13 protein-coding genes are annotated in these 24,586 nt (G+C 61.5%); 8 read left to right on the top strand and 5 right to left on the bottom strand.

Annotated features, from left to right (window positions below; translation table 11 throughout):
• Window positions 1-157 precede the first annotated feature (157 nt).
• The 4 genes from AB4Z19_RS14980 (at window position 158) to AB4Z19_RS14965 (ending at window position 8,666) form a co-directional block, all read left to right on the top strand.
• The gene (locus AB4Z19_RS14980) at window positions 158-2,497 is read left to right on the top strand and encodes a glycoside hydrolase family 31 protein (RefSeq protein ID WP_442023771.1); all 2,340 of its coding nucleotides are present in this window, start codon (window positions 158-160) and stop codon (window positions 2,495-2,497) included.
• 11 nt (window positions 2,498-2,508) lie between these two features.
• Complete coding sequence (locus AB4Z19_RS14975; RefSeq protein ID WP_442035534.1) at window positions 2,509-4,317, top strand: hypothetical protein; 1,809 nt, start codon at window positions 2,509-2,511, stop codon at window positions 4,315-4,317.
• Entirely contained in the window at window positions 4,314-5,747 is a 1,434-nt protein-coding gene (locus AB4Z19_RS14970) for a nucleoside hydrolase-like domain-containing protein (protein WP_442023767.1), read from the top strand. Before AB4Z19_RS14975 ends, AB4Z19_RS14970 begins: the two co-directional genes overlap by 4 nt.
• A gap of 159 nt (window positions 5,748-5,906) precedes the next feature.
• Window positions 5,907-8,666 carry a TonB-dependent receptor gene (locus AB4Z19_RS14965; RefSeq protein ID WP_442035533.1) on the top strand — a complete coding sequence of 920 codons (2,760 nt, stop codon included), beginning with the start codon at window positions 5,907-5,909 and terminating at the stop codon, window positions 8,664-8,666.
• A 97-nt stretch (window positions 8,667-8,763) separates the two neighbouring features.
• On the opposite strand, the gene tldD is transcribed toward AB4Z19_RS14965, so the two are convergent.
• The 3 genes from tldD to AB4Z19_RS14950 are packed head-to-tail and all read right to left on the bottom strand — an operon-like array spanning window position 8,764 to window position 15,229.
• On the bottom strand, window positions 8,764-10,224 hold the full coding sequence (tldD, locus tag AB4Z19_RS14960) for a metalloprotease TldD (protein WP_442035532.1): 1,461 nt from the start codon (window positions 10,222-10,224) through the stop codon (window positions 8,764-8,766).
• Between the two features lie 36 nt (window positions 10,225-10,260).
• Window positions 10,261-11,058: a carbon-nitrogen hydrolase family protein gene (locus AB4Z19_RS14955; protein WP_442023761.1), complete on the bottom strand. Its 798-nt coding sequence runs from the start codon at window positions 11,056-11,058 to the stop codon at window positions 10,261-10,263.
• Between the two features lie 10 nt (window positions 11,059-11,068).
• Window positions 11,069-15,229 carry a YhdP family protein gene (locus tag AB4Z19_RS14950; RefSeq protein WP_442035531.1) on the bottom strand — a complete coding sequence of 1,387 codons (4,161 nt, stop codon included), beginning with the start codon at window positions 15,227-15,229 and terminating at the stop codon, window positions 11,069-11,071.
• A 93-nt stretch (window positions 15,230-15,322) separates the two neighbouring features.
• On the opposite strand from AB4Z19_RS14950, the gene glnE reads away from it, so the two are divergent.
• The 3 genes from glnE (at window position 15,323) to AB4Z19_RS14935 (ending at window position 21,717) form a co-directional block, all read left to right on the top strand.
• Window positions 15,323-18,061 (top strand): bifunctional [glutamate--ammonia ligase]-adenylyl-L-tyrosine phosphorylase/[glutamate--ammonia-ligase] adenylyltransferase, encoded by a 2,739-nt coding sequence (gene glnE / locus AB4Z19_RS14945; RefSeq protein ID WP_442035530.1) that lies wholly within the window; start codon window positions 15,323-15,325, stop codon window positions 18,059-18,061.
• Between the two features lie 20 nt (window positions 18,062-18,081).
• Window positions 18,082-18,537: a cache domain-containing protein gene (locus AB4Z19_RS14940; RefSeq protein WP_442028476.1), complete on the top strand. Its 456-nt coding sequence runs from the start codon at window positions 18,082-18,084 to the stop codon at window positions 18,535-18,537.
• A 252-nt stretch (window positions 18,538-18,789) separates the two neighbouring features.
• A complete protein-coding gene (locus AB4Z19_RS14935; protein ID WP_442035529.1) occupies window positions 18,790-21,717 on the top strand; it encodes a TonB-dependent receptor plug domain-containing protein in 2,928 nt (975 codons plus the stop codon).
• Window positions 21,718-21,763: 46 nt separating this feature from the next.
• Here AB4Z19_RS14935 and AB4Z19_RS14930 read toward each other — a convergent pair whose 3' ends face one another.
• The gene (locus AB4Z19_RS14930) at window positions 21,764-22,348 is read right to left on the bottom strand and encodes a glutathione S-transferase family protein (protein WP_442035528.1); all 585 of its coding nucleotides are present in this window, start codon (window positions 22,346-22,348) and stop codon (window positions 21,764-21,766) included.
• A gap of 96 nt (window positions 22,349-22,444) precedes the next feature.
• Here AB4Z19_RS14930 and AB4Z19_RS14925 point away from each other — a divergent pair, with 96 nt between their 5' ends.
• Window positions 22,445-23,416, top strand: a complete 972-nt coding sequence (locus AB4Z19_RS14925; protein WP_442029300.1) for a helix-turn-helix transcriptional regulator — start codon at window positions 22,445-22,447, stop codon at window positions 23,414-23,416.
• 109 nt (window positions 23,417-23,525) lie between these two features.
• Here AB4Z19_RS14925 and gap read toward each other — a convergent pair whose 3' ends face one another.
• The gene (gene gap / locus AB4Z19_RS14920; protein WP_442035527.1) at window positions 23,526-24,536 is read right to left on the bottom strand and encodes a type I glyceraldehyde-3-phosphate dehydrogenase; all 1,011 of its coding nucleotides are present in this window, start codon (window positions 24,534-24,536) and stop codon (window positions 23,526-23,528) included.
• Window positions 24,537-24,586 lie beyond the last annotated feature (50 nt).

Raw genomic sequence — 24,586 nt, 5'->3', positions numbered from 1 at the left:
GTAAATTGGCTTACGATTAAAGCATTAATGCTAATGCAAATCATTCGCATTTACAAGAGTTTATGAAAACGTTCCCAAGTTTGGTGATTTTCGTAATTGCAAGGGCGTAAGGCCCTCGCCACAATAAGCGCAAACCTAAAACAGCCTGGAGGCAGGATTGAGACAGCAAAGCATGCAGGTGGCCGTTGCAGCCGCCATTTCGTCCATGGTTCTGGCGGCGCACGCCGCACCGATCAAAACCCTCGACCGTGAAGGCGCCTGGGTTTCGGTCGAAGCCTACGGTCCCAACATCGTCCATGTCACCATCGCCGCCGACAAGGCGGAAACGCTGAAAGGCCCCGGCTTCGGCATCCTGCCGGCCGGCGCGGACAACAAGCCCTTCCAGCACGCCGCAGGCAAGGAAGGTGACAGTTTCACCTCCCCTGCCCTCGCGCTGCATGTCGATGCCGCACCAGCGCCGCACGTGCCGAGCATGGGCGAAAAATACTTCGCGCCCGCGCTGGCCAAGGTCGCGCTGCAGGTGAAGAACGCTGCCGGCGACACTGTGCTGAAGATGACCGGCTGGGAAATGTCGCCGCAAACCGTCGCTGGTGAAAAAACTTATCAGGTCGGCGCATCCTTCGCGGCGCCAGCCGGCGAGCATTACTACGGTATGGGCCAGAACCAGGAATCGCTTGGCCCGCTGGACCTGCGCGGCCGCACGCTCGATTGCAAGCACTGGTATGACGCGCCGGCTGGCGAATCGGTCTGCGTCCCCTTCATGGTGTCGTCCAAAGGCTATGGCATCGTGTGGGACAACGCCTCGGCAACGCGCTTTGTGGCTGGCGTGAACGGCCGCATGGGCTTCCAGTCCAATGTGGGCGAGCGTGTCAGCTTCTTCGTCATCACCGGCAAGACGCCTGAAGAAATCTATTCCGGCTACGCACGCCTGACCGGCAAGACGCCCATTCCGCCCAAGGCTGCTTTTGGCCTGATTCAATCGAAAGCCCGCTACGACAGCCAGCAGGAAGTGCTGCGCGTGGCGAACACTTATCGGCAGAAAAAGTACCCGCTGGATGTGATGGTGGTGGACTGGTTCTACTGGACCCGCATGGGCCAGCTGGACATCGATCCAGCGCAGTTCCCCGATCCCGATGGCATGAACAAGCAGCTGCACGATATGGGCATGCAGTCCATTATCTCGATCTGGCCGCGCTTCGAAACTTCCAGCCGCTACTTCAACGAGCTTGATACCAAAGGCTTCCTGCTGAAGGACAAGGACGGCAATTCGGTCGATGGCCTGCCCTTCCGCTCCGACCGTACGGGTGGCCTGATCGACGCCACCAATCCGGAAGCGCGCAAGTGGTACTGGCAGAAGGCGCGCGACAATATCCTGTCGCACGGCTTCGACTATCCATGGCTGGACGAAACGGAACCGGACCTGGTACCGGATGGCTTCTTCTATTCGATCGGCTCGGGCGACCGCTATCACAACCTGTTCCCGCTGATGCACGTGGAAGGCGCGGCGCAAGGCATGCGCGAATGGAAGCCGAACAAGCGCGTGCTGATCCTGTCCCGTGCCGCCTATCTTGGCGCACAGCGCACTGGCGCCCTGTTCTGGTCTTCCGATATCAATCCAACCTGGGAAGCGCTGGCGCGCCAGGTGCCGACTGGCCTGAACATGACCGCCTCCGGCATCGCCTACTGGGGCAACGATATCGGTGGCTGGCAGCATCTGCCGCAGACCACCAGCATCACGGCTACACCGTTGCTCGATCCATCCGACGCGCGCGATACCGTGGGACAGAACAACGACTATCCCGAACTGTTCACGCGCTGGTTCCAGTACGGCACCTTCCTGCCGACGCTGCGCATCCACGGTGAGCGCAAGCACACCGAGATCTGGGAATTCGGCAAACAGGCGGAAGCGGTGCTGGCCGAGTATGACCGCCTGCGCTATCGCCTGATCCCTTATCTCTACAGCCAGGCCAAGTTCACGCACGACACCGGCGCACCGTTCATGCGTCCACTGTGGATGGACTTCCCTGCCGATCCGAACGTCGCCAATATCGGCACGCAGTATATGTTCGGCCCCGCCTTCCTCGTTGCGCCGGTTACCGCCCAAGGCCAGACGGAGAAGGAGGTGTATCTGCCCGCAGGCAGCGACTGGTACAACTTCTGGACCAACGAAAAACTCTCCGGCGGCCAGTGGGTGAAGGTCGCCGCGCCAATCGAGCGCATTCCCGTCTTCGTGCGTGCCGGCTCCATCGTGCCGATCGGCGCCGACGTGCAGTCCACCGCAAGCAAGCAGGCGATCGCCGAGATCCGCGTCTATCCCGGCAAGGATGGCGAGTTCGCGCTGTATGACGACGATGGCGTCTCCTACGACTACGAAAAAGGCAAGGGCAGCGTCACCCGCCTGCGCTGGGACAACGCCAAGGGCACGCTGAGCGCAAGTGGCGGCGATACGGCACTGGCCAAGGCAGCGCAAGGTCTGCTCAAGGTAGCTGGAAAATGAAAGGGCACGCCATGCGATACGCCGTTGCCACCGCCGTTCTCGCGCTGGCTGCCGGTGCCGCCAGTGCGGGGCAGTACCAGCACTTCAGGACCGCGATCTATATTCCCGTCAACGTGACGCAAAGCCTGGCAGATCCCGCCGTGTTCGAGCACCAGTTCGCACGCGCAATGAACCAGGTCCCGTTCGACAAGGTCTACATCGAAACCTACCGCGACAACCGCTTCGCTACCGACGAACAAATCGAAATGGTGAAGAAGGCCTTCCTTGCCAAAGGCATTGAAGTCGCGGGCGGCGTGACGATGGCAGCTGGCGGCTTCAACGGCCAGTTCATGACCTTCGATTACGAAAAGCCGGAAGACCGCGAAATGGGCAAGAAGGCGATGGCACAGGCGGCACGCCATTTCGACTCCATCATCCTGGACGATTTCTTCTTCTACACCTCGAAGTCCGACGCCGACATCAAGGCCAAGGGCAAGCGCAGCTGGACGCAGTACCGGATCGACACCATGCGCAAGGTTTCGCAAGACATCGTGCTGGGTCCCGCCCGCGCCGCGAATCCGAAAGTGAAGGTGACAATCAAGTATCCGAACTGGTACGAGCACTTCCATGGCCTGGGCTTCGATCTCGAAAAGCAGCCGGAAATGTTCGACAGCATCTACACCGGCACCGAAACGCGCGACCCGATCATCACGGACCAGCTGCTGCAGCAGTATGAGTCCTACTCGATCATCCGCTACTACAATACCTTGCGCCGCGACGGCAAGAACGGCGGTGGCTGGGTCGATACTTATTCCACCCGCTACCTCGACCGCTTTGCCGAGCAGCTGTGGGACACGGCTTTCGCCAAGCCGCCCGAGATCACGCTATTCAACTGGCATCCGATGGCTGAGGACAAGCCCGCGGTGGCGGGCGAGCGGCCATGGGGCGATCAGGACACGTCCTTCAACTGGAAGCAAATCGTCGCCGGCTGGCAGGCGGCGAATCCGAATGCGGTCGCGCCCGCAGGCTGGGGCCTGGCCGCGCACGCTGCGCTGAAACAGGCGGATGAAGTGCTCGGTCAGCTTGGCAATCCTACGGGCCTGGCAAGCTACCGCCCACCGCACGCATCCGGCGAAGACTTCCTGCACAACTACCTCGGCAACGTCGGCATTCCGCTCGAAATGAGTGCGCGCTTCCCGGCGGAAGCCAGCACTGTGCTGCTGACACAAGCCGCGGCTACGGACAAGGACATCATCGCCAAGGTCCGCAAGCAGCTGGAGGCTGGCAAGAACGTCTTCGTGACTTCGGGCTTCGTGCGCGCCACACAGGATCATGGCTTCCAGGACCTGCTTGAAGTCTATGCCACCGGCCAGCAAGTCGCGCTGAACGACTACTACAACGGCTACGGCGCCGGCAATGGCGAATCGCTGCGCGACGACCCGAAGGTGGCGCCGCGCGATGTGATCTTCCCCGAGCTGCATTACTTCACCAATGACGCATGGCCGATCATTCGCGGCGTGTCCGGTGCGCGCGGCTTCCCGATCCTGCTGATGAACCGCTACAGCAAAGGCATTCTGTACGTGATCAATATCCCCAGCAATATCGGGGATCTGTACAGCATGCCGGTGGGCGTCATCAACAGCATCAAGCAATACCTGCTGGCCGACGCGCCTGTGCGCATCGAGGCGCCTGCCGGTGTCAGCCTGTTCACGTATGATAACGGCGCCTACATCATCCAGTCCTTCAACGACGTGCCGGCAACAGTACGCGTGCTGAAGAAAGGCGCGCCGCCAACCGAGGTGACCATCGCCCCGCACAGCTTCAAGGTGTACAAGTCATGAAGCGCGCCGCCGTGACAGCCCTCGCTGCGCTGGCACTGGCGGGCAGCGCGGCAGCATCTCCGCAGCCGCCCAAACAGCGGCTGCTGGTTCTCAGCGATATCGAGGCCGATCCGGACGATAGCCAGTCCCTGGTACGCCTGCTGCTGTATTCGAACCAGATCGACATCGAGGGTCTGATCGCCACGACTTCAGTGCACCAGAAGTCGCGCGTGGCGCCGGAATCGATACGCGCCATCATCAGCACTTACGGCCGCGTGCAGCCTAATCTGCTGAAACACGAGAAAGGCTTCCCAAGTGCGGCCGCACTTACGGCGCTGGTGCGGCAAGGCTTGCCGGTCTATGGCATGAATGGGGTTGGCGAAGACAAGGATTCGCAAGGTTCAAACTGGATCATCAAGGTGCTGGAGCGGCCGGACGCGCGCCCCTTATGGGTATCGGTATGGGGCGGCGCCAATACGCTGGCGCAGGCCCTGTATCGCATCCGGCAAACGCATACGCCGGCGCAAACCGCCAGGCTGGTGAGCAAGCTGCGCGTGTATGCGATCTCCGATCAGGACGATACAGGCATCTGGCTACGCAGCAGCTTCCCTGAACTGTTCTACATTGTCAGCCCGGGCGGATATGGCGCGGCGACCTGGGGCGGCATGAATGTCGCCGAGCCGGGCAACGACAACACGGAAGTCAGCAACGCATGGATCGCCGGGCATATCCAGCAGGGCCACGGTCCGCTGGGCGCGGCTTACCCGGACACCGGCTATGGCGTGGAAGGCGATACGCCCAGTTTCCTCGCGCTGATTCCCAATGGACTCAACGCACCCGAACATCCCGACTGGGGCGGCTGGGGTGGACGCTATGAGTTCTACCTTCCATCGCTGGACAATATGGATACGAAGGGATTCAATGGCGGCGTGCCTATCCTTCCCGAGCCGCATGCCATCTGGACCAACGCCATTGATGCTTACACGCCCTGGGTTGGCAACGAATATGGCCGCAATATCCGCGCTTCCGAAACGGTCTTCACCGGATTCAAGACCACCATCTGGCGCTGGCGCAAGGAGTTCCAGAACGACTTTGCGGCGCGCATCGAGTGGACCACCAAGCCTTATGCAGCCGCCAACCATCCTCCCGTTCCCGCACTCGCAGATGCCGAACGCATCACCGTCAAGTCGGGCGAACACTTCGCACTGAGTGCCGCCGGCAGCACCGATCCGGACGGCGACAGCCTGAGCTTCCTGTGGTTTCATTACCCGGAAGCCGGCAGCTGGAAGACGCCGATCAAAACCGACGGCGCGGAAAATATTTATACCGTTTGGTTCACCGCACCTGTTGTATCCAAGTCAGAAACCGCCCACTTCATCCTCAAAGTCACCGACAAAGGCAGCCCGCCGCTGACCCGCTACAAACGCGTGATTGTGACGATCACGCCCTGATTCAGCGGCCTTTTTGGCATACATCCCTCCATGTAGTTATATGTTTTCGGCATATAAAATAGTAAATAAATGATTAGTTTGTAATTCGTGCGCTACGTACGATGGCCTCCATGCAGCCCTAACTGCATCCCCAATAAGAATATTCGGAGACCAAACAGTATGCATAAATTCGATATGCGCAAGACCATATTGGCAGCCCTCATTGCCGATATCCTGATTTCTACCTGTGCCCTCGCACAAACCAGCAACGAGCCCAATGCTGAACCTGAACAGAAGGTTGTCGTGAGCGGCATTCGTGCGTCGCTCGCCTCTTCCCTGATGACCAAGCGCCTGCAGGAAGGCGTTGTGGATGCAGTGTCGGCTGAAGACGCCGGCAAATTCCCGGACACGAATATCGCCGAATCCCTGCAGCGTGTAACGGGCGTGCAGATCCAGCGTAACAACGGCGAAGGCCGCTATATTTCCGTGCGCGGTCTGGGCCCGGAATTCAATAACGTGCTGGTGAACGGCCGCACGCTGACCAGCGACACCGGCGGCCGCGAGTTCTCCTTCGACCTGCTGTCATCGGACCTGATTTCCAAAGCGCTGGTGTACAAAACCTCGCAGCCTTTCCTGCCTGAAGGCGGTATCGGTTCCACCGTGGACATCCAGACTGCACGCCCGCTGTCGGGCAAGGCAGGCAGCTCCGGCGTGGTCAACGTCTTCGATTCCTGGGACTCCAACTCGCGCAAGAACACGCCGAACGTCAGCGGCATGTACTCCTTTGCCAACGCCGAGAAGACCTTTGGCATTACAGGTTCCGTCTCCTACACCGACCGCGCATCCAAGCAGAATAAGGCGATTACCGACGCCTGGAATTACCGCGATGTGGCCATCATCAACGGCGATGCGAACTCCAAGGGTCTGACGATGGCCGACGTCACGACCAAGAAGCTGTATATGCCGCAGAGCTACGGCTTCCAGCAGGAGAACGAAAAGCGCAAACGCCTGGTCGCCAACCTGACGGCGCAATACAACCCATCCGAGAACTGGAAGCTGACCGCGGACGCCCTGTATTCGCGCCTTAACCAGCGCAACGACGTCATCGCCATCAGCGACTGGAACAATCCAACGCAGGTCGGCGTGAAGACCGATGCCAATGGCCAAGTGCTCAGCTTCATCCGTCCCGGCGCGCTGTTCTTCGCGAACAATCCGGCGCTGGTGGGCGGCACGCTCACCGACAAAAACTCGAACGACATGATCGTGAAAGGCGGTGACCGTCTCTCGATCACCAAAGCCGGCGGCCTGAATTCCAAATGGACCGTATCGCCCGACTTGAAAGTGGAGGCGGACGTGAATGCATCGCGCACCACTTCCACCCAGCCGGATATGTGGGTGGTGGCCGGCATGGTGCCGCAGAACAGCGACGTACTGACCTTCGGCTCCACGCCGACGCTGACTTTCGGCGACGGCATCGCCGATCCGAGCAAGGTGTTTGCACACGCCGTGTCGAACAACGACGTGCGCTTCTCCGACTCGCTGCAGGAAGGCCGCGCCAACGTCTCGTGGCAGCATGAAATGGGCTTCTTCAAAGGCATCGATTCCGGCCTGGGCTATCAGCAGCGCAAGGTTGGCCGCACCAGCTGGAGCAGCGATTCGTGGAATGCCTTCAGTGGTTATCACGTCGCCTTGCCATCGAGCCTGTTCACGGTCACGCCGCTGGGTAATCCGTTTGGCGGCAACGCACAGGTGCCGAGCGCCTACCTGAGTTTCGATCCGCAGGCCTACATGAATTACCTGAACCAGCCGTCCGTGCTGGCCTTCTCCAACGATCCGGCATCGTATCTGGACAAGACCAAGTATCCAAACGGCCCGATGGCGATCGACTACACCAAGCCATCGATGTGGCAGGTGAAGGAAAAGGTTTCGAACTTCTATGTCGATTCGAAGTGGGAGGGCGAACACTGGTCCGCCAACGCGGGTGTGCGCGTGGTGCACGTGAACTCGACTTCTTCGGGTATCAGCCGCGTGCTGCTGTCCGCCACCAAAAGCCCGAACGACACCACTTACATCCTGAACTGGGGTCCGGCCACGGCCACTTCGGTGGAGAACAGCTACAACAGCGTTCTGCCTTCCGGTAACTTCAAGTACGACCTGACCAGCGACATGATTCTGCGCTTCGGTGCGTCGAAAACCGAAACGCGCCCGACGCTGAACCAGATGGGTGTCGACAACTCCTACGGCGGCCGTTATGGCGACGTGCAGACCGGCGGCGGCAATCCTTACCTGAAGCCGATGAAGTCGACCAACTTCGATCTGTCGTATGAATGGTATCTGTCGAAGACCAACTACGTCAGCGCGGCCGTCTTCCACAAGAGCGTGCGCGATTTCCTTGAGCAGAAGCTGGTGGATATCAAGATCCCGCAGTACACCGAAGTGGTGCACGACACCCGTATCCGCAACGGCCAGAAGGGCAAGATCAAGGGTCTGGAACTGGCGGGCCAATATGCCTTCGACAGCGGCTATACCTGGCTGCAGGGCTTTGGCGTGTCGGCCAACTACACCTTCGTCGATGCCAAGGCGGAGCGCGACGACGAGACTGCCGCGTCTTCCTGCGGCTACCCTGGCCTGTCGAAGCAGTCGTACAACGCCTCGGTCTTCTACGAGAACGAGAAGTTCATGGCGCGTGTCAGCTACAACTGGCGTAATCACTTCGCCGTGGACTGCGGCGGCGGCAGCACCTTGCCGCGTACCCGTTCGGCTTACGGCCAGACCGATGCCAGCCTGCGCTACAACGTTACGCCGCACATCGCGCTGTACGCAGACGGCATCAACCTCGCCAATTCGCGCATGCACGAATATGCCGACAACGAGAGCCAATTCCTGACGCTGGAAAATGTGGGCCGACGCGTGAACGTGGGCGTGCGCGTAGCCTTCTGATGCAAGGCGGATCAATGATCCGCCCTACAAAAAAGCCGCCCAAACGGGCGGCTTTTTCATTGGTGGCACGTCGTAGGGCGGATCATTGATCCGCCATTTATGCGGTACCGCCGACGGTCACGCCGTCGAGGCGCAGAGTCGGCTGGCCAACGCCCACCGGCACGCTCTGGCCTTCCTTGCCGCACACGCCCACGCCCGGGTCCAGCTTCATATCGTTACCGATCATCGACACGCGGTTCAGCACATCCGGACCATTACCGATCAGGGTCGCGCCCTTGACCGGATAAGTGACCTTGCCGTTCTCGATCATATACGCCTCGCTGGCCGAGAACACGAACTTGCCGTTGGTGATATCGACCTGGCCGCCGCCGAAGTTCACCGCATACAGGCCGTTCTTCACGGATGCCAGAATCTCTTCCGGGTCCTTGTCGCCAGCCAGCATATAGGTGTTGGTCATGCGCGGCATCGGCAGATGGGCGAAGGATTCGCGGCGTGCGTTGCCGGTCACCGGCATCTTCATCAGGCGCGCATTCATGGTGTCCTGGATATAGCCCTTCAGGATGCCGTCTTCGATCAGCGTGGTGCACTGGGTCGGGTTGCCTTCATCGTCGATGTTCAGCGAACCGCGGCGGTCCTTCAGCGTGCCATCGTCCACCACGGTCACGCCTTTGGCGGCAACGCGCTCGCCGATACGGCCGGAGAAGGTCGACGAACCCTTGCGGTTGAAGTCACCTTCGAGGCCGTGGCCAATCGCTTCGTGCAGCAGGATGCCCGGCCAGCCTGGGCCGAGAACGACAGTCATCGGGCCGGCAGGCGCAGGACGAGAATCCAGATTCACCAGTGCCGACTTCACCGCATCTTCCGCATACTGCTCCAGGATCGCATCGGTAAAGTAGCCATACTCGTAGCGGCCACCGCCGCCGGACGAACCGACTTCGCGGCGTCCATCCTGTTCCACGATCACGGTCAGCGATACGCGCACCAGCGGACGGATGTCAGCTGCCAGCACGCCATCGCTGCGCACCACCAGCACCACGTCGTATTCGCCGGCCAGGCCAGCCATCACCTGCACCACACGCGGGTCCTTGGCGCGCGCCATCTTTTCGACTTTTTCCAGCAGCTYGACCTTGGACGTCGCATCCAGCGACACCAGCGGATCGTTCGGCAGATACAGCGAACGGCCGCCGGTCGGGCTCATCTTGCCCGCGACCTTGACCTTGCCCGCACCCGCGCGCGCGATGGTGCGCGTGGCGGCTGCAGCATCCAGCAGGGCCGCTTCGGAAATCTCATCGGAATAAGAGAAGGCCGTCTTGTCGCCCGAAACGGCGCGCACGCCGACGCCCTGATCGATGGAGAAAGAGCCCGTCTTGACGATGCCCTCTTCCAGGCTCCAGCCCTCGTTCTTCGTGAACTGGAAATACAGGTCGGCATAATCGACCTTGTGGGTGAACATACTGCCGAGCGCCTTCAGCAACTTGGCTTCATCGAGGCCGAAAGGCGTCAGCAAAATATCGCGCGCGGCTGCGAGAGCCGTCATGTTCGGTTCGAATGGTTTCATATTGGAATTCTTTGCGTTTTGGTTGTTACCGGCATCTTACATCGTCCGGTGTTTCAGTGCTGGCAGGCTCTCGCGCACGCCGTGCATGAAGATATCGTCTACCTCGCCGCTGACCACGCCCTCGCCTTCCGCCAGCACCGCCTTGACCTCGCCCCAAGGGTCGATCAGCATGGAATGCCCCCAGGTACGGCGGCCGTTGACGTGCGTCCCGCCCTGGGCTGCCGCCAGCACATAGCACTGGTTTTCGATGGCGCGTGCGCGCAGCAGGATTTCCCAGTGCGCCTTGCCGGTGGTGTAGGTAAAGGCGGCCGGCACCACGATCAGCGACACCGGCCCCATGGCACGGTACAGCTCCGGGAAGCGCAGGTCATAGCAGACGGACATGCCAACCTTGCCCACCGCTGTCTCAACTGTGCCGACCGATTTGCCCGGCACAATGGTGCGCGCCTCGTCGTAGGACTCGCTGCCCTTGGTGAAGCCGAACAGGTGAATCTTGTCGTAACGGCCAACATGCTTGCCCTGCGGATCGTAGACCAGGGTCGTGTTGATCACGCGCTGAGGATCGTCGGATGCCAGCGGCAGCGTGCCGCCCAGCAGCCAGATCTTGTGTTCGCGCGCCATCTCGGCCATGAAAGTCTGAATCGGACCGGAACCCAGCGGCTCGGCCCTGGCCACCTTGTCGCTGTCGCTCAGGCCCATGATGGCCCAGTATTCAGGCAACAGGACCAGCTTGGCGCCGGTGGCGGCGGCGTCCGCGATCAGGCTGCGGGCGGTGGCGATATTCTCTTCCACGACCGGCGTGGAAACCATCTGGACGGCTGCAACGATAGGCATTGGCCTCTCCTTATCTGGCGCTCGGAGCGGACAACAGCTCCGGCAATTTCGGGGCGTCGAGTTTGGTGATCACCGGCGCCTTCCATGGACCGGTAACCTGCATATGGTAGGTCAGTGCTTTCATCACCGGCGCACTGAGGAAGAGCTGAGCCAGGAAGCTGCCCAGGCCAATCACCGGGTTCACGGCCAGCGCATACACCAGCGGTGCCGTGCCGAGGTTCACTTCAGGAATCACGACTACATGCAGATTGGTCGATTCGTTTGCAATGTCGGCCGTGCCATCCATCAGCACCGTGGCCTGCACGCCGTGCATCTTCAGGTTTTCGGTTTTCACGATGCCTTTATTGATGACGGCGTTGGCGGTGATGCCGTCGAAGGCCAGGCCATCCGAGAATACATCGTGGAAGTCCAGTTTCAACAGGCGCGGCAAGGCTTGCAGGCTCAGAACACCGAGCAGTTTGGCGGCGCCCGGGTCCTGGCGCAGGAACTGGCCCTTCTCCACGTTCAAGGTCAGGTTGCCTGCCAGGCTGGGCGAGTCGAAGGAATACGGCAGGCCGTGCCAGGAAATATCGCCACTCAGCTTGCCTTTGCCGTTGCGCAGCGTGTCGGCAAAGCCGAAACGCTCCAGCAGCTTGCCCGCATCGTTGATGTTCAGGTCGAAGTTCAGCATGGTGGTGTGCTGGCCATCCTTGGTGACCCAGCGTCCCGTGCCATGCAGTTCACCGTCCGGATTTTCCAGCGCCAGCTTGCTGACGCGCCATTCGCGCGAACTGGTAATCAGCGCGTTATACGCCTGCAGTTCCAGATGGCCCAGCGGCTTGTTGAACAGTTCGAAGCGCTCGGCCACGATGTCCAGCGCAGGGATGGTCGGCGAGGTGGTCGAAGCTTCCAGCAGGTCCTTCACTTCGCTGGCCTGCGATTCAGGAATGATCAGCGAAGACAGGCGCGCCGTCACCTTGCCCACGCCGCGGCCGGATGCCGACTCGTTCCACGTCACGTAGCCGGTGGCCTGGCGCGAATCGATGCTGGCTTGCCAGACACCCTTCTGGTGACTGGCGCCGATCACCACGTTATCCAGTTTGCGCCCGCCTGCGGTCAGCTCGGTGGCGCGTGCAGCCAGGGTATCGGCCACGACGTATTGCGACAGGTCCGGGCCTTCGCTTGCATTGGCGCTGCGCAGCTCATTGCCCGCAATGGCGCTGCCGACGTCGATCCAGTCGTCCACATTCAGCGATTTCAGGCTGGCCTGAATCATCATGCCGCTGTCCGGTTCCGGCGCCGGCACATTGACGCCGATGCCGCCGTTGACCAGGTGATAGGGTACGTGCCCCTTGCGTTCGCGGTGATAGCGGGCGGCGATCGCATTGCCCAGCGTGATGCGGATGTCGTCGCGCTGAAGACCAGCCTCGTTTGGCGCGCCGCCGTTCAGCTGGAAGTGCAGCGGCATCGCTTCACTGGCGGTTTTCTTTAGTGGCGCCGGGAAGTCCAGGCCTGCCCCCACCATGTTCGCATCGACGCTGATCTGCCACTGGTGCTCGCGCGCCACCACCAGGCCATTGAATCTGGTGCTGCCGCTCAGGTGGGAAGCCAGGCGCTGCATGGCAGGCGTCGGATACGCCTTGCGCAAGCCATCCACTGTCACCGTCCCCCCCAGCTTGACCTGGATGGAGTTGTCGCGCTGCGAACCGCCTGACACCTGCAACTGCCCGCCCAGCAAGGTGCCATTGATGGTGTTCAGGTTCACGCCATGCTCATTGAATTCGATCTTGCCGCTGGCCAGCTGAATGGTCGGCATTTCGGTCCACAAGGCGATGTCATTCCCCAGCAGCGACAGCGCGCCCTGCACCTTGGTGTCGATGGCGTGATTGAGCGGCATATGCAGCTTGAGCGCCAGCTTGGCCGGACCGGTGGCGGTCGTCTCTTCGGTGAAGTTGCCGATCCATTCCAGTACCGGGCTGGCCGCCATGTATTTGACGAATTCGTTCAGCTGACCATTCGCTGTGCCATCGATATCCAGCACGCTTTCGTGAATCGTCAGGTCGGGAATCACAGCCTTCACATTGACCAGGGCAACGCCGGCGGTACGCGCGGTGTCGGCCTTGATTTCCATGCGCGCGCGGTCGAACAGGAAGCTGCCCTTGATCTTCTCGGCTTGCGGCCATAGCGGCGACTTGCCGTCCTTGGCGAACATGGTCGGGTCGTAATTCAGCTTGGCGTCATCGAGTTTGCCGGCGATGCGGAATTCTCCTTTCGCCTTATCCGGCGAAGCGTCCTTGAACGGGAAGTGATCCAGCTCGCCGCGCAGGCGCAGGCTCACTTCGCGCGCCGTGCCGTCTTCCAGTGCGCCGCTCAGCCAGGTGCGCAGATGCTCGGGGGTCTTGTATGGCAGGTAGCGGCCGATGGTCTTGATGTCGAAGCCATCCAGCGTGCCGGTGAAGTCGGCCACACCGGCGGTTTTGCCGTCGCGCGGCAGCACGTGGGTGCCGGTGATATTGGCTGCGATCCCGGCATGCAGCAGTTCCAGGTTGTCCACCTTGAGGCTCAGCTGCCGGGCGTCGGCCAGCGACCAGCCAGCGGCCAGCTTCAGTTTGTCGAACACCATCTTCGGTTCTTCGAACCATTCCGGCATATTCAATTCCAGGCCCGGCGCATCGAAGTTGATGCTGCCGCCCTTCTCGTTCGCTTCCAGCGTGCCGCTCAGGTGATCGAAGCCCGGCAACGCAGGAATCGCTGGCGCGCCGGGGTTCTTGCCCGACTTCGGAATGGCAGGGCGCGATTCGAGTGCATTCAAGCCCAGGTCCGACACCTCGGCCTTGACCTTGAAGCTGCCCGGCGCAGGCAGCGCGCCACGCCATTCGGCCGCCAGGTTCTGCACACGTCCGCGCGGCGACAGTGCATCCAGCAGGTCGCGCTGGATTGGCGGCAGCGGCAGGCGCGTCGCCAACTGGGACAGGATGGCCAGATCCAGCGACTTCGCCTTCATCTCGCTCACTTCCGGCTGGGTGGTGGTAGCGGGCAGATGGCGGAAGGAACCGGTGGTTGGCGTCAGCTCCACGCCATCGCGCGTGCGCACGGACAGATCGGTCAGGCTGATGCTGCGGCCCAGCGAGCCAGGCGGCGCCTTGGCTGCCACCAGCGTGGCTGGCATTTCTTCCTGCGCGGTGACGCGGCCATGCAAGGCCGCCACATCGAGTTCGGGCAATTCGGCGTCCAGCTTGGCGACCACGTTTTCCAGCGCCAGGTCGGCGGTCACGCCGGTGGCGCGGGCGCGATCGATACTGACCCAGGCGCGCGCCGCGCCGGCGCCGGACTGCACTTCGACATTGGCCGGAATATAGGTGGACCAGGCAGCCAGATCGGCGTAAGGCACGCTGGCGTACAGCTCGCCCCGCCACTGCGCCACGTCAGATATCCGGCCGAAAGCGGGATGCGAGAAATCGGCGCGCACATCCAGCGGCTTGCCGAGCGTCGCAGGCGGCGTCGCCTTCACGGCAAACTGGTGGCGGCGCCACTTGTTCATCATCAGGAAGCTGACGTTGTCCAGGGTCAGTGCCGGCGTGCCGCGCTGCAGATCGGTCCAGTCCACGCGGCCGTCGCGGATCACCACTTCGCGCTGCGACAGCAGCCAGTCGGCGCCCTTGCCATCGCTCTTCTTCGTTGGATCGATCAGGATGCCGGCGGCGTACAGCTTACCGTCCGCCTCACGCCGCACTTCTAGGTCGGGACGGATGAATTCCAGGGATTCGAAACGCAGGCTGCCGGCCGGCACGCTCCACCACGACAGCGTGGCGGACACGCTGGGCAGCAGCAACGCCTGTTTGCCCTGCGCGTCGCGCAGGATCACATCGCCCAGGAACAGGTTGGGACGCAAACCTTTCCAGGAAGCGTAAATGCGGTCGATGGTAACGGGGTTACCGACAGCACGCGTCGCCAGGCGCTCGAAGTCGCCTTTGTAGTGGTCGATGTTCGGCAGGATGATGTAGCGCAGCGCCAGGAACATGATGGCGAACGCAAAATACAGCAGCAGAACCAGCTTGATCGTGAAGCCGAGTACGTGGTGCGTGGCCAGATTCCAGAAGCGGTAGGCAGCCTGCAGCCGGTGCCAGCGGGACAACAAAGGCCCCTCTTCCGCCACCACCTCCTCCACCGAATTTTCCTTTATTACGCTCAAGCCAAGCCTTTGTTAATTCAGACAATTCTACCGCATGGACCCGCTAAACTATGTTCCAATAGCTAGGCTTTTACATTACTTCACAAATTCCTGATGACCGCACCAAGCCTCGTTTCCGCCTCCCGTTTTTACCAGCGCTGGCTGGCCGCTGCAGCGGATCGGCAAGCCAAAGTTGATGCCATAGCGCAATTATCGCTTGCCTCGCTGAATTTTGCTGAATTTTTGGCAAAAGAACGCAACACTGGCGAGGGAAATCCCCTGCCTTTGGCCAGGGGCATGCGGCGTCTGCGCAACCTGGTGATCGCCGGCCTGATCCGGCGCGACCTGGAGGGCAAGGCGGATCTGAACGAGGTGGTCACGACCATGACGCGGCTGGCCGATTTCGCCATCCGCGAGCATTTGTTCGAGCTCGATGCGGAAATGAGCGCGGCCCACGGCGCCCCGATTGGCGCGGACTCCGGCGCCGAGCAGCAGCTGATGGTGCTTTCCATGGGCAAGGGCGGCGGCGGCGAGCTGAATGTGTCGTCCGACATCGACCTGATTTTCGTTTATCCGGAAGATGGCGATACGGCGGCCGGTCCCGGCCAGCGCTCGCTGTCCAACCACGAATATTTTGTCCGCCTCGGCAAAAAGCTGATCGCGGCCATCGCCGAAATCACGGAGGACGGCTTTACCTTCCGCGTCGACATGGCGCTGCGTCCGAACGGCGCCTCCGGTCCGCTGGCGGCCAGCCTGGGCATGGTGGAGAATTACCTGATCGTGCAAGGGCGCGAGTGGGAGCGCTACGCCTGGGTGAAGGCGCGCGCCGTCACCGGCCATGCGGTCGATATCGCCGCGCTGGACGCCATCGTGCGTCCCTTCTGCTTCCGCCGCTACCTGGACTTCGGCGTGATCGACGCTATCCGCAGCATGCACGCCCAGATCCGCGCCGAAGTGAATCGCCAGGAGCGCCTGCATCCTGACCGCAGCAATAATGTGAAGCTGGGCCGTGGCGGCATCCGCGAAATCGAATTCCTGGCCCAGGTGTTCCAGCTGATCCGCGGCGGGCGCGATCCCAGCCTGCGCGGCCGCTCCACGCGCGAAACCCTGAAACTGCTGCCGGAAAAAGGCTTGCTGGCGGCCGACGTGGTGGAACGCCTGCTGGCCTCCTATACCTTCCTGCGCAACCTGGAACACCGCTTGCAGTACCTGGACGACGCCCAGACCCACACCATTCCTGCCAATGAAGCCGACCAGGCAGTCGTGGCGCAGATGATGGGGATGCCCGATGCCGCCAGCCTGCTGGCCGAGCTGGAAGCCCACCGCCAGTTCGTCGCCGAGCAGTTCGACGCCATCTTCGCCGACAAGAGCGGCAATAGCGATGACGTCGATCCCGACACCAGCAACGATTGCGCCGATCCCGACAACCGCGAAGCCATCGAAGCCCGCTTTACGGGGCTGGGTTACAGCGATCCCGCCGCCGCTGCACAGCGCCTGATCGCGACCTGGCAATCGCCCAAGCTGGCCAGCATGCCGGAAGCAAGCCGCAACAAGCTGGTCGCCCTGATCAATGCCGCCCTGCCCCAGATCGCGCGCGCAGCCGAAAGGAACAGCGCCGGCACCCAGCTGGCGACGCTGGGCCGCCTGCTGGACTTTCTGGAAGCGATCGCGCGCCGCTCAGCCTATCTGTCTCTGCTGACGGAGTATCCGCACACGCTGGAACGCGTCATCAATATGATGCACACCAGTGGCTGGGCCGCCACCTTCCTCAACCAGCATCCGATCCTGCTGGACGAGCTGCTGGATGACCGCCTGCTCAATACCAGCTTCGATCCCGCCGCCGTGGCGCTAGACCTGCAGCGTCAGCTGGCCACCGCGCCGGACGACACGGAACGCCAGCTCGACATCCTGCGCGAAGTCCACCACGTGCAGCTGTTCCACCTGCTGGCGCAAGACCTGGCGGGCGACCTGACCGTGGAGCGCCTGGCCGATCATCTGTCCGCCCTGGCCGACGTGATCGTGGCAGCCGTGGTGCAAGCCGCGTGGCAGAACATTCCCAAGCGCCACCGCGAAGTACCGAAGTTCGCCGTCATCGCTTACGGCAAGCTGGGCGGCAAGGAACTGGGGTACGTTTCCGATCTCGATGTGATCTTCCTGTTCGACGACGACGACCAGGATGCGCCGGGCTTGTATGCCAAGCTGGCGCAGCGCTTCATCACCTGGATGACATCGCACACCTCGGCCGGCATCCTGTTCGATATCGACACCGCCCTGCGCCCGGACGGCGCCAGCGGCATGCTGGTGTCCAGCGTGCAGTCCTTCGAAAAATACCAGCAATCCTCGGCCTGGATCTGGGAACACCAGGCCCTGACCCGCGCCCGTTTCTGCGCCGGCGATGCCGATATCGGCGAGCGTTTCGAAAAGATCCGCTGCCAGGTGCTGCGCAAGGAGCGACCGGACAGCGCCGCGCTGAAGCAGGAAGTGCTGGCCATGCGTCAGCGCATGCGCGACGCGCGTCCGAGCCGCAACGATCTGTTCGACCTCAAGCAGGACGAGGGCGGCATGATCGATATCGAATTCATCGTGCAATACATCGTGCTGCAATACGCATCGCAGTACCGCGAACTGACCGGCAATATCGGCAATATCGCCCTGCTCAAGCTGGCCGGCACGCTGGGCCTGATCGACTCCACACTCGCTAGCGACGTGGCGGACGCCTACCGCGATATGCGCAAATGGCAGCACCAGCTGCGCCTGCAAGGCCAGGAGCAATCGCGCATTGATCCGGCCCGTGTTGCTGTGCATGCTGCAAATGTGAAGCTTTTGTGGGAAGCTATCTTCGCTGGAACATAACTCACAAAAGGAGACACACGATGAAAGCTTTTCTGGGTGGAGTTGTCATTGGTCTGGGCCTGCTGTCCCTGCCCGCCTTCGCTGCCGACAAGGGCACCTCGGACGAGGCGATGGCGATGGTGAAAAAAGCGGCCGCCGCCATCAAGGCGGACGGCAAGGACAAGACCTTTGCCGCCATTGCCGATCCGAATAACAAGGACTATCACGACCGTGACCTTTACGTGTTCGTGTACGACATGAATGGCGTGGCTGTTGCGCATGGCAACAATCCCAAAATGGTCGGCAAAAACTTGCTCGACATGAAGGATGGTGAAGGTAAGGCAATGATCAAGGAAATGGTCGACACCGCCAAGACCAAGGGCAAAGGCTGGGTCTCCTACAAGTGGCCAAACCCGGTTACCAAGACTGTTGATAACAAATCGGCTTATATCGAGAAAGTTGACGACGTATTAGTGGGCGCCGGAGTCTACAAATAGCCGCGGTTTGTCCGGGTTTGCGGACGTTTGGCGAAATTTCTGGACGCCCGCAAAATGAAATTTCTATTGCCGAATAGTTTGTTACATTTTGCGATTGCACAAGACAAGCTGTTGTTTTTTAACTACGTGAAAGTTCAATATTAATAGAATCATCACCCCTTTCCACCTAAAGTGTCGATAGCGACTGGACGGCAAACCTCCAGTGGCAATCATCCAGCTGTTCCATACGACACTTATAAATAGGAGTAGGGAATGATTCGAGAAACAGCAATCGCTCGTTCGATCCGCCTTCTCTGCCTTGGTTCACTCGCCCTTGGCATGCAGCAGGCAAATGCACAAACCACCGCCCCAGAAGGGCCGGTCCAGCAAGTGATGGTGACCGGTTCCCGCATCGCCTCCCCCAACGCCGAATCGCCGTCGCCCCTGCAAGTGCTGACCGCGGCCGACATTGCAGCGTCCGGCGTGACGAATATCCAGGAACTGCTGCAGAAAAATCCGACGATGAGTACGCCTACCATCAGCCGGACCAACTCGAACTTCCAGACTTCCAGCGTCGGCGTCTCCACCGTCGACCTGCGCAACCTGGGCACCTCGCGTACCCTGGTGCTGGTGAATGGCCGCCGCTTCGTGGCCGGTATTCCGGGCGAAACCGCGGTCGACCTGAACTCCATTCCGACTGACTTCATCGAGCGCGTCGAACTGCTGACCGGTGGCGCATCCGCTACCTACGGCTCGGACGCTGTGGCTGGTGTGGTCAACATCATCCTGAAGAAAAACTTCAACGGCCTGATCGCCGACGCCACCTACGGCAAGAGCGACAAGGGCGATGACCTGAAGAAGAAATTCTCCCTGACCTTCGGCACCTCCAGCGCCGACGGCGGCAGCAATATCATGGGCCACTTCGGCTACACCAAGCAGGGTGCCGTGATGTCGAAAGACCGCGATGCTTCCGCGATCGACCAGACCTGGAGCGGCAACACCGAGAACTTCTTTGAAGCGCAGCGCCCCTTCTATTCGAGCTTCGCGCCGCAGGGCCGCTTCTTCCCGGACAGCGGCAGCTTCACCTATGACCGCTCCGGCAATGTGATCCCATGGAACACCAACGGCACCAACGGCCAGGCTGCAACGGGCTTCAACCGCTCCGAGTTCCGCTCCATTGCAGTGCCGACCGACCGCTACCTGTTTGCCCTGAACGGCAATCTGGCCCTGAACGAGAAGCACAGCGCCTTCTTCGAGGGCACTTATGCATCGACCCGCGTCAGCAGCCGCATCGAGCCGTTCCCGCTGGGTGCTGAAAACATCTACCCTGCCACCGGTGGCCAGGTGCCAGCCGAGTTCAATGTGAACGGCGTCATGATGCGTAATCCGATCGTGCCGCAGTATCTGTGGGATCGCATCTCCGATACCGACGGCGATGGCGCCCGCGACTACTACTTCACCCGCCGCCTGAGCGAAGTGGGTGCACGTACCAGCCGCGCCGACCGCGATACCTTCCGCCTGGTGACTGGCCTGAAGGGCAGCTTCACCGCCGGCACCGAGTGGAACTACGAAGCCTTTGTCGGCTACGGCCAGACCAAGGAATCGCAGACTTCCACCGGCCAGGTCAATGTGCTGAACTTCCGCAATGCGCTGGAAGCCATTCCGGACGTGAATGACGTCAACAACAATGGCAGCACCACCGATGCCATCTGCCGCGACGCCAATGCACGGGCACAGGGCTGCGTACCGATCAATGTCTTCGGCTTCAACAGCATCTCGCCGGACGCGCTGAAATACGTGACCGCCCCGGGCAGCCTGAATACCGCCGTGACCCAGAAGATCGCCGGCGCTTCCATCAACGGCGAATACTTCGATCTGCCGGCCGGTAAGATCGGTTGGGCAGCAGGCTTCGAATACCGCGCAGAAGAATCGCGCAGCGAAGCGGACCCGCTGACCCAGGCCGGCCTGAACGCGGGTAACGCGCTGCCGCCAACCTACGGTAAGTTCAACGTGAAGGAACTGTTCGCCGAGGTACGCGCTCCCCTGCTGAAGGACAAGCCTTTCGCCAAAGACCTGGCCTTCCTGGGCGCCTTCCGCCGCGGCGATTATTCGACAGTGGGCTACACCTCCAGCTGGAATGCAGGTCTGGAATGGTCGCCGTTGCGTGATGTGAAGTTCCGCGGCACGCGTGCATTGTCGACCCGTGCGCCGAACATCAATGAGCTGTTCCAGCCGCCGCAGCAGACCTTCCCGGCCGATATCGTCGACCCGTGCGAAGGTGTGACCGCCAGCTCGCAAGGCGCACGCGACACGGCCTGCCGCGCAGCACCGGGCGTGATGGCCAACATCAATGCCAACGGCGCCTTCACCCTGAGCCAGGCCGACAAGCAGGGCATCAGCGGCTACGACCGCGGCAATCCGAATCTGCACGAAGAGAAAGGCCGTTCCACCACGGTCGGTATCGTGTGGACGCCGATGTCGATTCCGATGCTGAGCAAGTTCACCTTCACCCTGGACTACTTCGACATCAAGATCTCGGACGCCATCGTGTCCATCCCACGCCAGTTCGCACTGCAGAACTGCTACGGCGGCGATGGCACCTTCTGTAACGTGATCACCCGTCGTCCGGCGGCAGTGGGCGCCAACAATGCCGGTTCGCTGCAGTACATCGACTCGTCCTCCAACAACAGCGGCGGCAAGGCCACTGAAGGCGTCGACGTCACCGGCTCGTGGGCTGACCGCGTCGGCCCTGGCCGCCTGGCTGCACGGGTAGCCTGGACCTGGCTGCGTGATGGCTACGACATCCCGCTGCCGGGCGCCGACAAGGACTACTGGGCCGGTGAAGTCGGCTCGGCCAAGAACCGCGGCGTGCTGAACCTGGCCTACAAGTGGGGTCCATGGGCCTTCAGCGGCACCACCACCTACATCGGCCCGTCCGCACTGGATGACCAGTTCCTGGCCCAGTACGACCTGCCACGCAACGCGGTGAAAGTGGGCTCGGTGACCTACCAGGACTTCCAAGTCTCCTACACCCTGGCCAAGCGCTATGAGCTGTATGTCGGTCTGGACAACGCCTTCGACAAGAAGCCGCCTCCAATCATCACCGGCCTGCCAAGCGATTCGACCGGTACCGAAACCGACGCGGGTACCTACGACCCGATCGGCCGCCGCTGGTACCTGGGCCTGCGCATTTCTTTGTAAGCCACAGCGCGTAAGTACAAACGGCGGGCTTCGTGCCCGCCGTTTTTTATGCCGCCAGCGGCAAATCCACCTCTTCCAGGCTGACGTGGCCGCGGAAACGGCCGCTCGTGACGGCAGGCCGGCTGGTTTCGATGGCGTCGGCAAAGAACACGGCGGGGTCGCCGTGCAGCTCCTCAACGTGCTGGCGCAGGCGCGGATAGTGCGCCAGCAGCAGTCCCGCGTGGCGTTCAGCCCAGCGCACGGCGGCCACCAGACAGGCGTCCGCAATAGTGCGTTTATTGCCGTCCAGCCATTCACGGCCGCTCAACTGCGCATCCAGATGAGCGCACACGGCGGCCAGGCGCGCTTCACCCGACTGAAATTCCTCATGCAGCATATCCAGCAAACGCTCCAGCCGCGCGTGATCCACCGTGCCGGACTTGTAGCCCAGCAGATGGCGGCGCTGCGAAGCGATGTGGCGCAGAATGCCGCGGCAGTCGCGCATCACGCGTCCGCCCGTTTGCAGCATGGGGCTATGCTGGCCGGGCAATTCAAGCCGCAGCAAGCGATAAGGGCGGCACAGCCATTCGAGGGCGACAATCGTGCCGAAGGCGCAGCCGTGCGGCGCGCCGTAATACAGAATCGGTTCCATGGTATTGCCTCTTTTTCGTAAATTAGGAGGGAATACCAGTCACTTTACTGGTTAAATAGGGCAAAATTGCCCCTCATTGCATGAGATCATTGCAATATGTCCAAACCAGCCATAAAAGCCCTGACCATTCTGGAGATGCTTCAAAGCCAGCGGCAGATCTCGGGCGCCGACATGTCCGAACGGCTCGGCATCGATCGCCGCAGTTTGCGCCGCTATATCTCCATGCTGGAGGAATTGGGGATTCCGATCACTTCGGAACGGGGACGCTACGGCGGCTACATGCTGGTGCCCGGCTTCAAACTGCCGCCGCTGATGTTCACCAATGAGGAAGCGAGCGCCGTCGCGTTGGGCTTGCTGGCGGTGCGCTCGCTGCGCCTGGCCGACACGGCGCCCGCCGTGGCCAGCGCCCAATCCAAGTTGGAACGCGTGATGCCTCCGTCCCTGCAAGGCAGCGTGCAAGCCCTGCGTGAAACCGCCGTGCTGGACGTACCGGATGCGCGCTGGACCTTCACCCAGCCGCATGGCCCCGCTCTCACCGGCGAGCTGACGGCGCTGGCGATGGCGGCCCAGACCCAGCACCGCGTCAGCTTCGAATACCGGCCGCCGGAAGGCGTGCCGATGCGGCGCGAGTTCGATCCCTACGGCCTGGTGTTCAGCCACACGCGCTGGTATGCGGTGGGCCTGTGCCGCCTGCGTCTGGCGATCCGCTCCTTCCGCCTTGACCGCATCGCCGAAGTGCGCGAAACGGGCCACAGCTTCGAGAAGCCGGAAAACTTCGACACCGCCGCCCACCTGCAGCACGCCCTGGCCACCCTGCCGCGCGGCCTGCCCGCCCACGTCCTGTTGCATACCGACCTCGACAGCGCCACCCGTGAACTGGGCCGCTACGTCGGCCCGCTGGTGCCGACGCCGGCCGGCATCCAGCTGCACACGACCACCACCAGCCACACCTGGTTCGCCCGCATGCTGGCCTCCCTCACCTTCGACTTCACCATCCAGGGCCCGGACGCACTGCGCGACGCCCTGCGCACCGAATCCACCCGCCTGGCCAGGCTGGCGCAGTCCTGAAATGCCCCGGCCAAAATCAGCTGCCTGCCACGCGTAGCAGGCACTAGTCCTTGCTGTGAGAAAAAAAAAGCGCCCCGCGGGGCGCTTCTTTGTTCGCTGAAGCGAAGGATTACTTGGCGTTCATCAGGGCCACGGTGGTGTCCAGCATGCGGTTGCTGAAGCCCCATTCGTTGTCGTACCAGGACGAAACCTTCACCAGTTTGCCGGACACCTTGGTCAGGGTCGCGTCAAAGTTGGAGGAAGCCGGGTTGTGGTTGAAGTCCACGGACACCAGCGGCTCGGTGTTGTAGGTCAGGATGCCTTTCAGCGCGCCTTCCGATGCTTCCTTCATGATCTTGTTGATTTCTTCAACAGTGGTGTCGCGCTTGGCGATGAAGGACAGGTCAACGATGGACACGTTGATGGTCGGAACGCGGATGGCGTAGCCGTCCAGCTTGCCGTTCAGTTCCGGCAGCACCAGGCCCACCGCGGCAGCAGCGCCGGTCTTGGTCGGGATCATGGACTGGGTAGCGGAACGTGCGCGGCGCAGGTCTTCGTGCATCACGTCGGTCAGCACCTGGTCGTTGGTGTAAGCGTGCACGGTGGTCATCAGACCGTTTTCCAGGCCGATGGCGTCGTTCAGTGGCTTGACCAGCGGGGCCAGGCAGTTGGTGGTGCAGGAAGCGTTCGAGATCACGGTGTCCGACGCTTTCAGCACATTGTGGTTCACGCCGTACACGATGGTCGCGTCCACATCCTTGCCGCCCGGTGCGGAGATGATCACTTTCTTGGCGCCGCCTTTCAGGTGGGCCGATGCTTTTTCCTTGGTGGTGAAGAAGCCGGTGCACTCCAGCACAACGTCCACGCCCAGCTCGCCCCATGGGATTTCGGCCGGGTTACGCTGCGCGAACACGCGGATCTTGTCGCCGTTCACGATCATGTTGTCGCCTTCCACCGACACGGTGCCAGGGAATTTGCCGTGGGCGGTGTCGTAGCGGGTCAGGTGGGCGTTCGACTCAGCATTGCCCAGGTCGTTGATGGCCACGATCTGGATGTCCTGCTTCTTGCCGCCTTCGTAGAAAGCGCGCAGTACATTGCGGCCGATACGGCCGTAGCCGTTGATTGCTACCTTGATCGTCATTACATGTGCTCCTGATAAAAAGAAATCGTTATTGTGCAAAGCGGGCCCGC

Source organism: Pseudoduganella sp. RAF19, from assembly GCF_052114165.1.
Taxonomy (GTDB): Bacteria; Pseudomonadota; Gammaproteobacteria; order Burkholderiales; family Burkholderiaceae_D; genus Rugamonas.
Note: the sequence above shows the minus strand (reverse complement) of the source record. Positions and strands in the feature narration are given on the sequence as shown.

What these genes read in the sequence shown, in the direction of transcription:
- AB4Z19_RS14955 (WP_442023761.1), bottom strand. Translation starts at nt 11,058, where the DNA reads ATGCCTATCGTTGCAGCCGTCCAGATGGTTTCCACGCCGGTCGTGGAA.
- glnE (WP_442035530.1), top strand. Translation starts at nt 15,323, where the DNA reads ATGACCGCACCAAGCCTCGTTTCCGCCTCCCGTTTTTACCAGCGCTGG.
- AB4Z19_RS14970 (WP_442023767.1), top strand. Translation starts at nt 4,314, where the DNA reads ATGAAGCGCGCCGCCGTGACAGCCCTCGCTGCGCTGGCACTGGCGGGC.
- AB4Z19_RS14940 (WP_442028476.1), top strand. Translation starts at nt 18,082, where the DNA reads ATGAAAGCTTTTCTGGGTGGAGTTGTCATTGGTCTGGGCCTGCTGTCC.
- AB4Z19_RS14930 (WP_442035528.1), bottom strand. Translation starts at nt 22,348, where the DNA reads ATGGAACCGATTCTGTATTACGGCGCGCCGCACGGCTGCGCCTTCGGC.
- AB4Z19_RS14935 (WP_442035529.1), top strand. Translation starts at nt 18,790, where the DNA reads ATGATTCGAGAAACAGCAATCGCTCGTTCGATCCGCCTTCTCTGCCTT.
- AB4Z19_RS14975 (WP_442035534.1), top strand. Translation starts at nt 2,509, where the DNA reads ATGCGATACGCCGTTGCCACCGCCGTTCTCGCGCTGGCTGCCGGTGCC.
- AB4Z19_RS14965 (WP_442035533.1), top strand. Translation starts at nt 5,907, where the DNA reads ATGCATAAATTCGATATGCGCAAGACCATATTGGCAGCCCTCATTGCC.
- gap (WP_442035527.1), bottom strand. Translation starts at nt 24,536, where the DNA reads ATGACGATCAAGGTAGCAATCAACGGCTACGGCCGTATCGGCCGCAAT.
- AB4Z19_RS14925 (WP_442029300.1), top strand. Translation starts at nt 22,445, where the DNA reads ATGTCCAAACCAGCCATAAAAGCCCTGACCATTCTGGAGATGCTTCAA.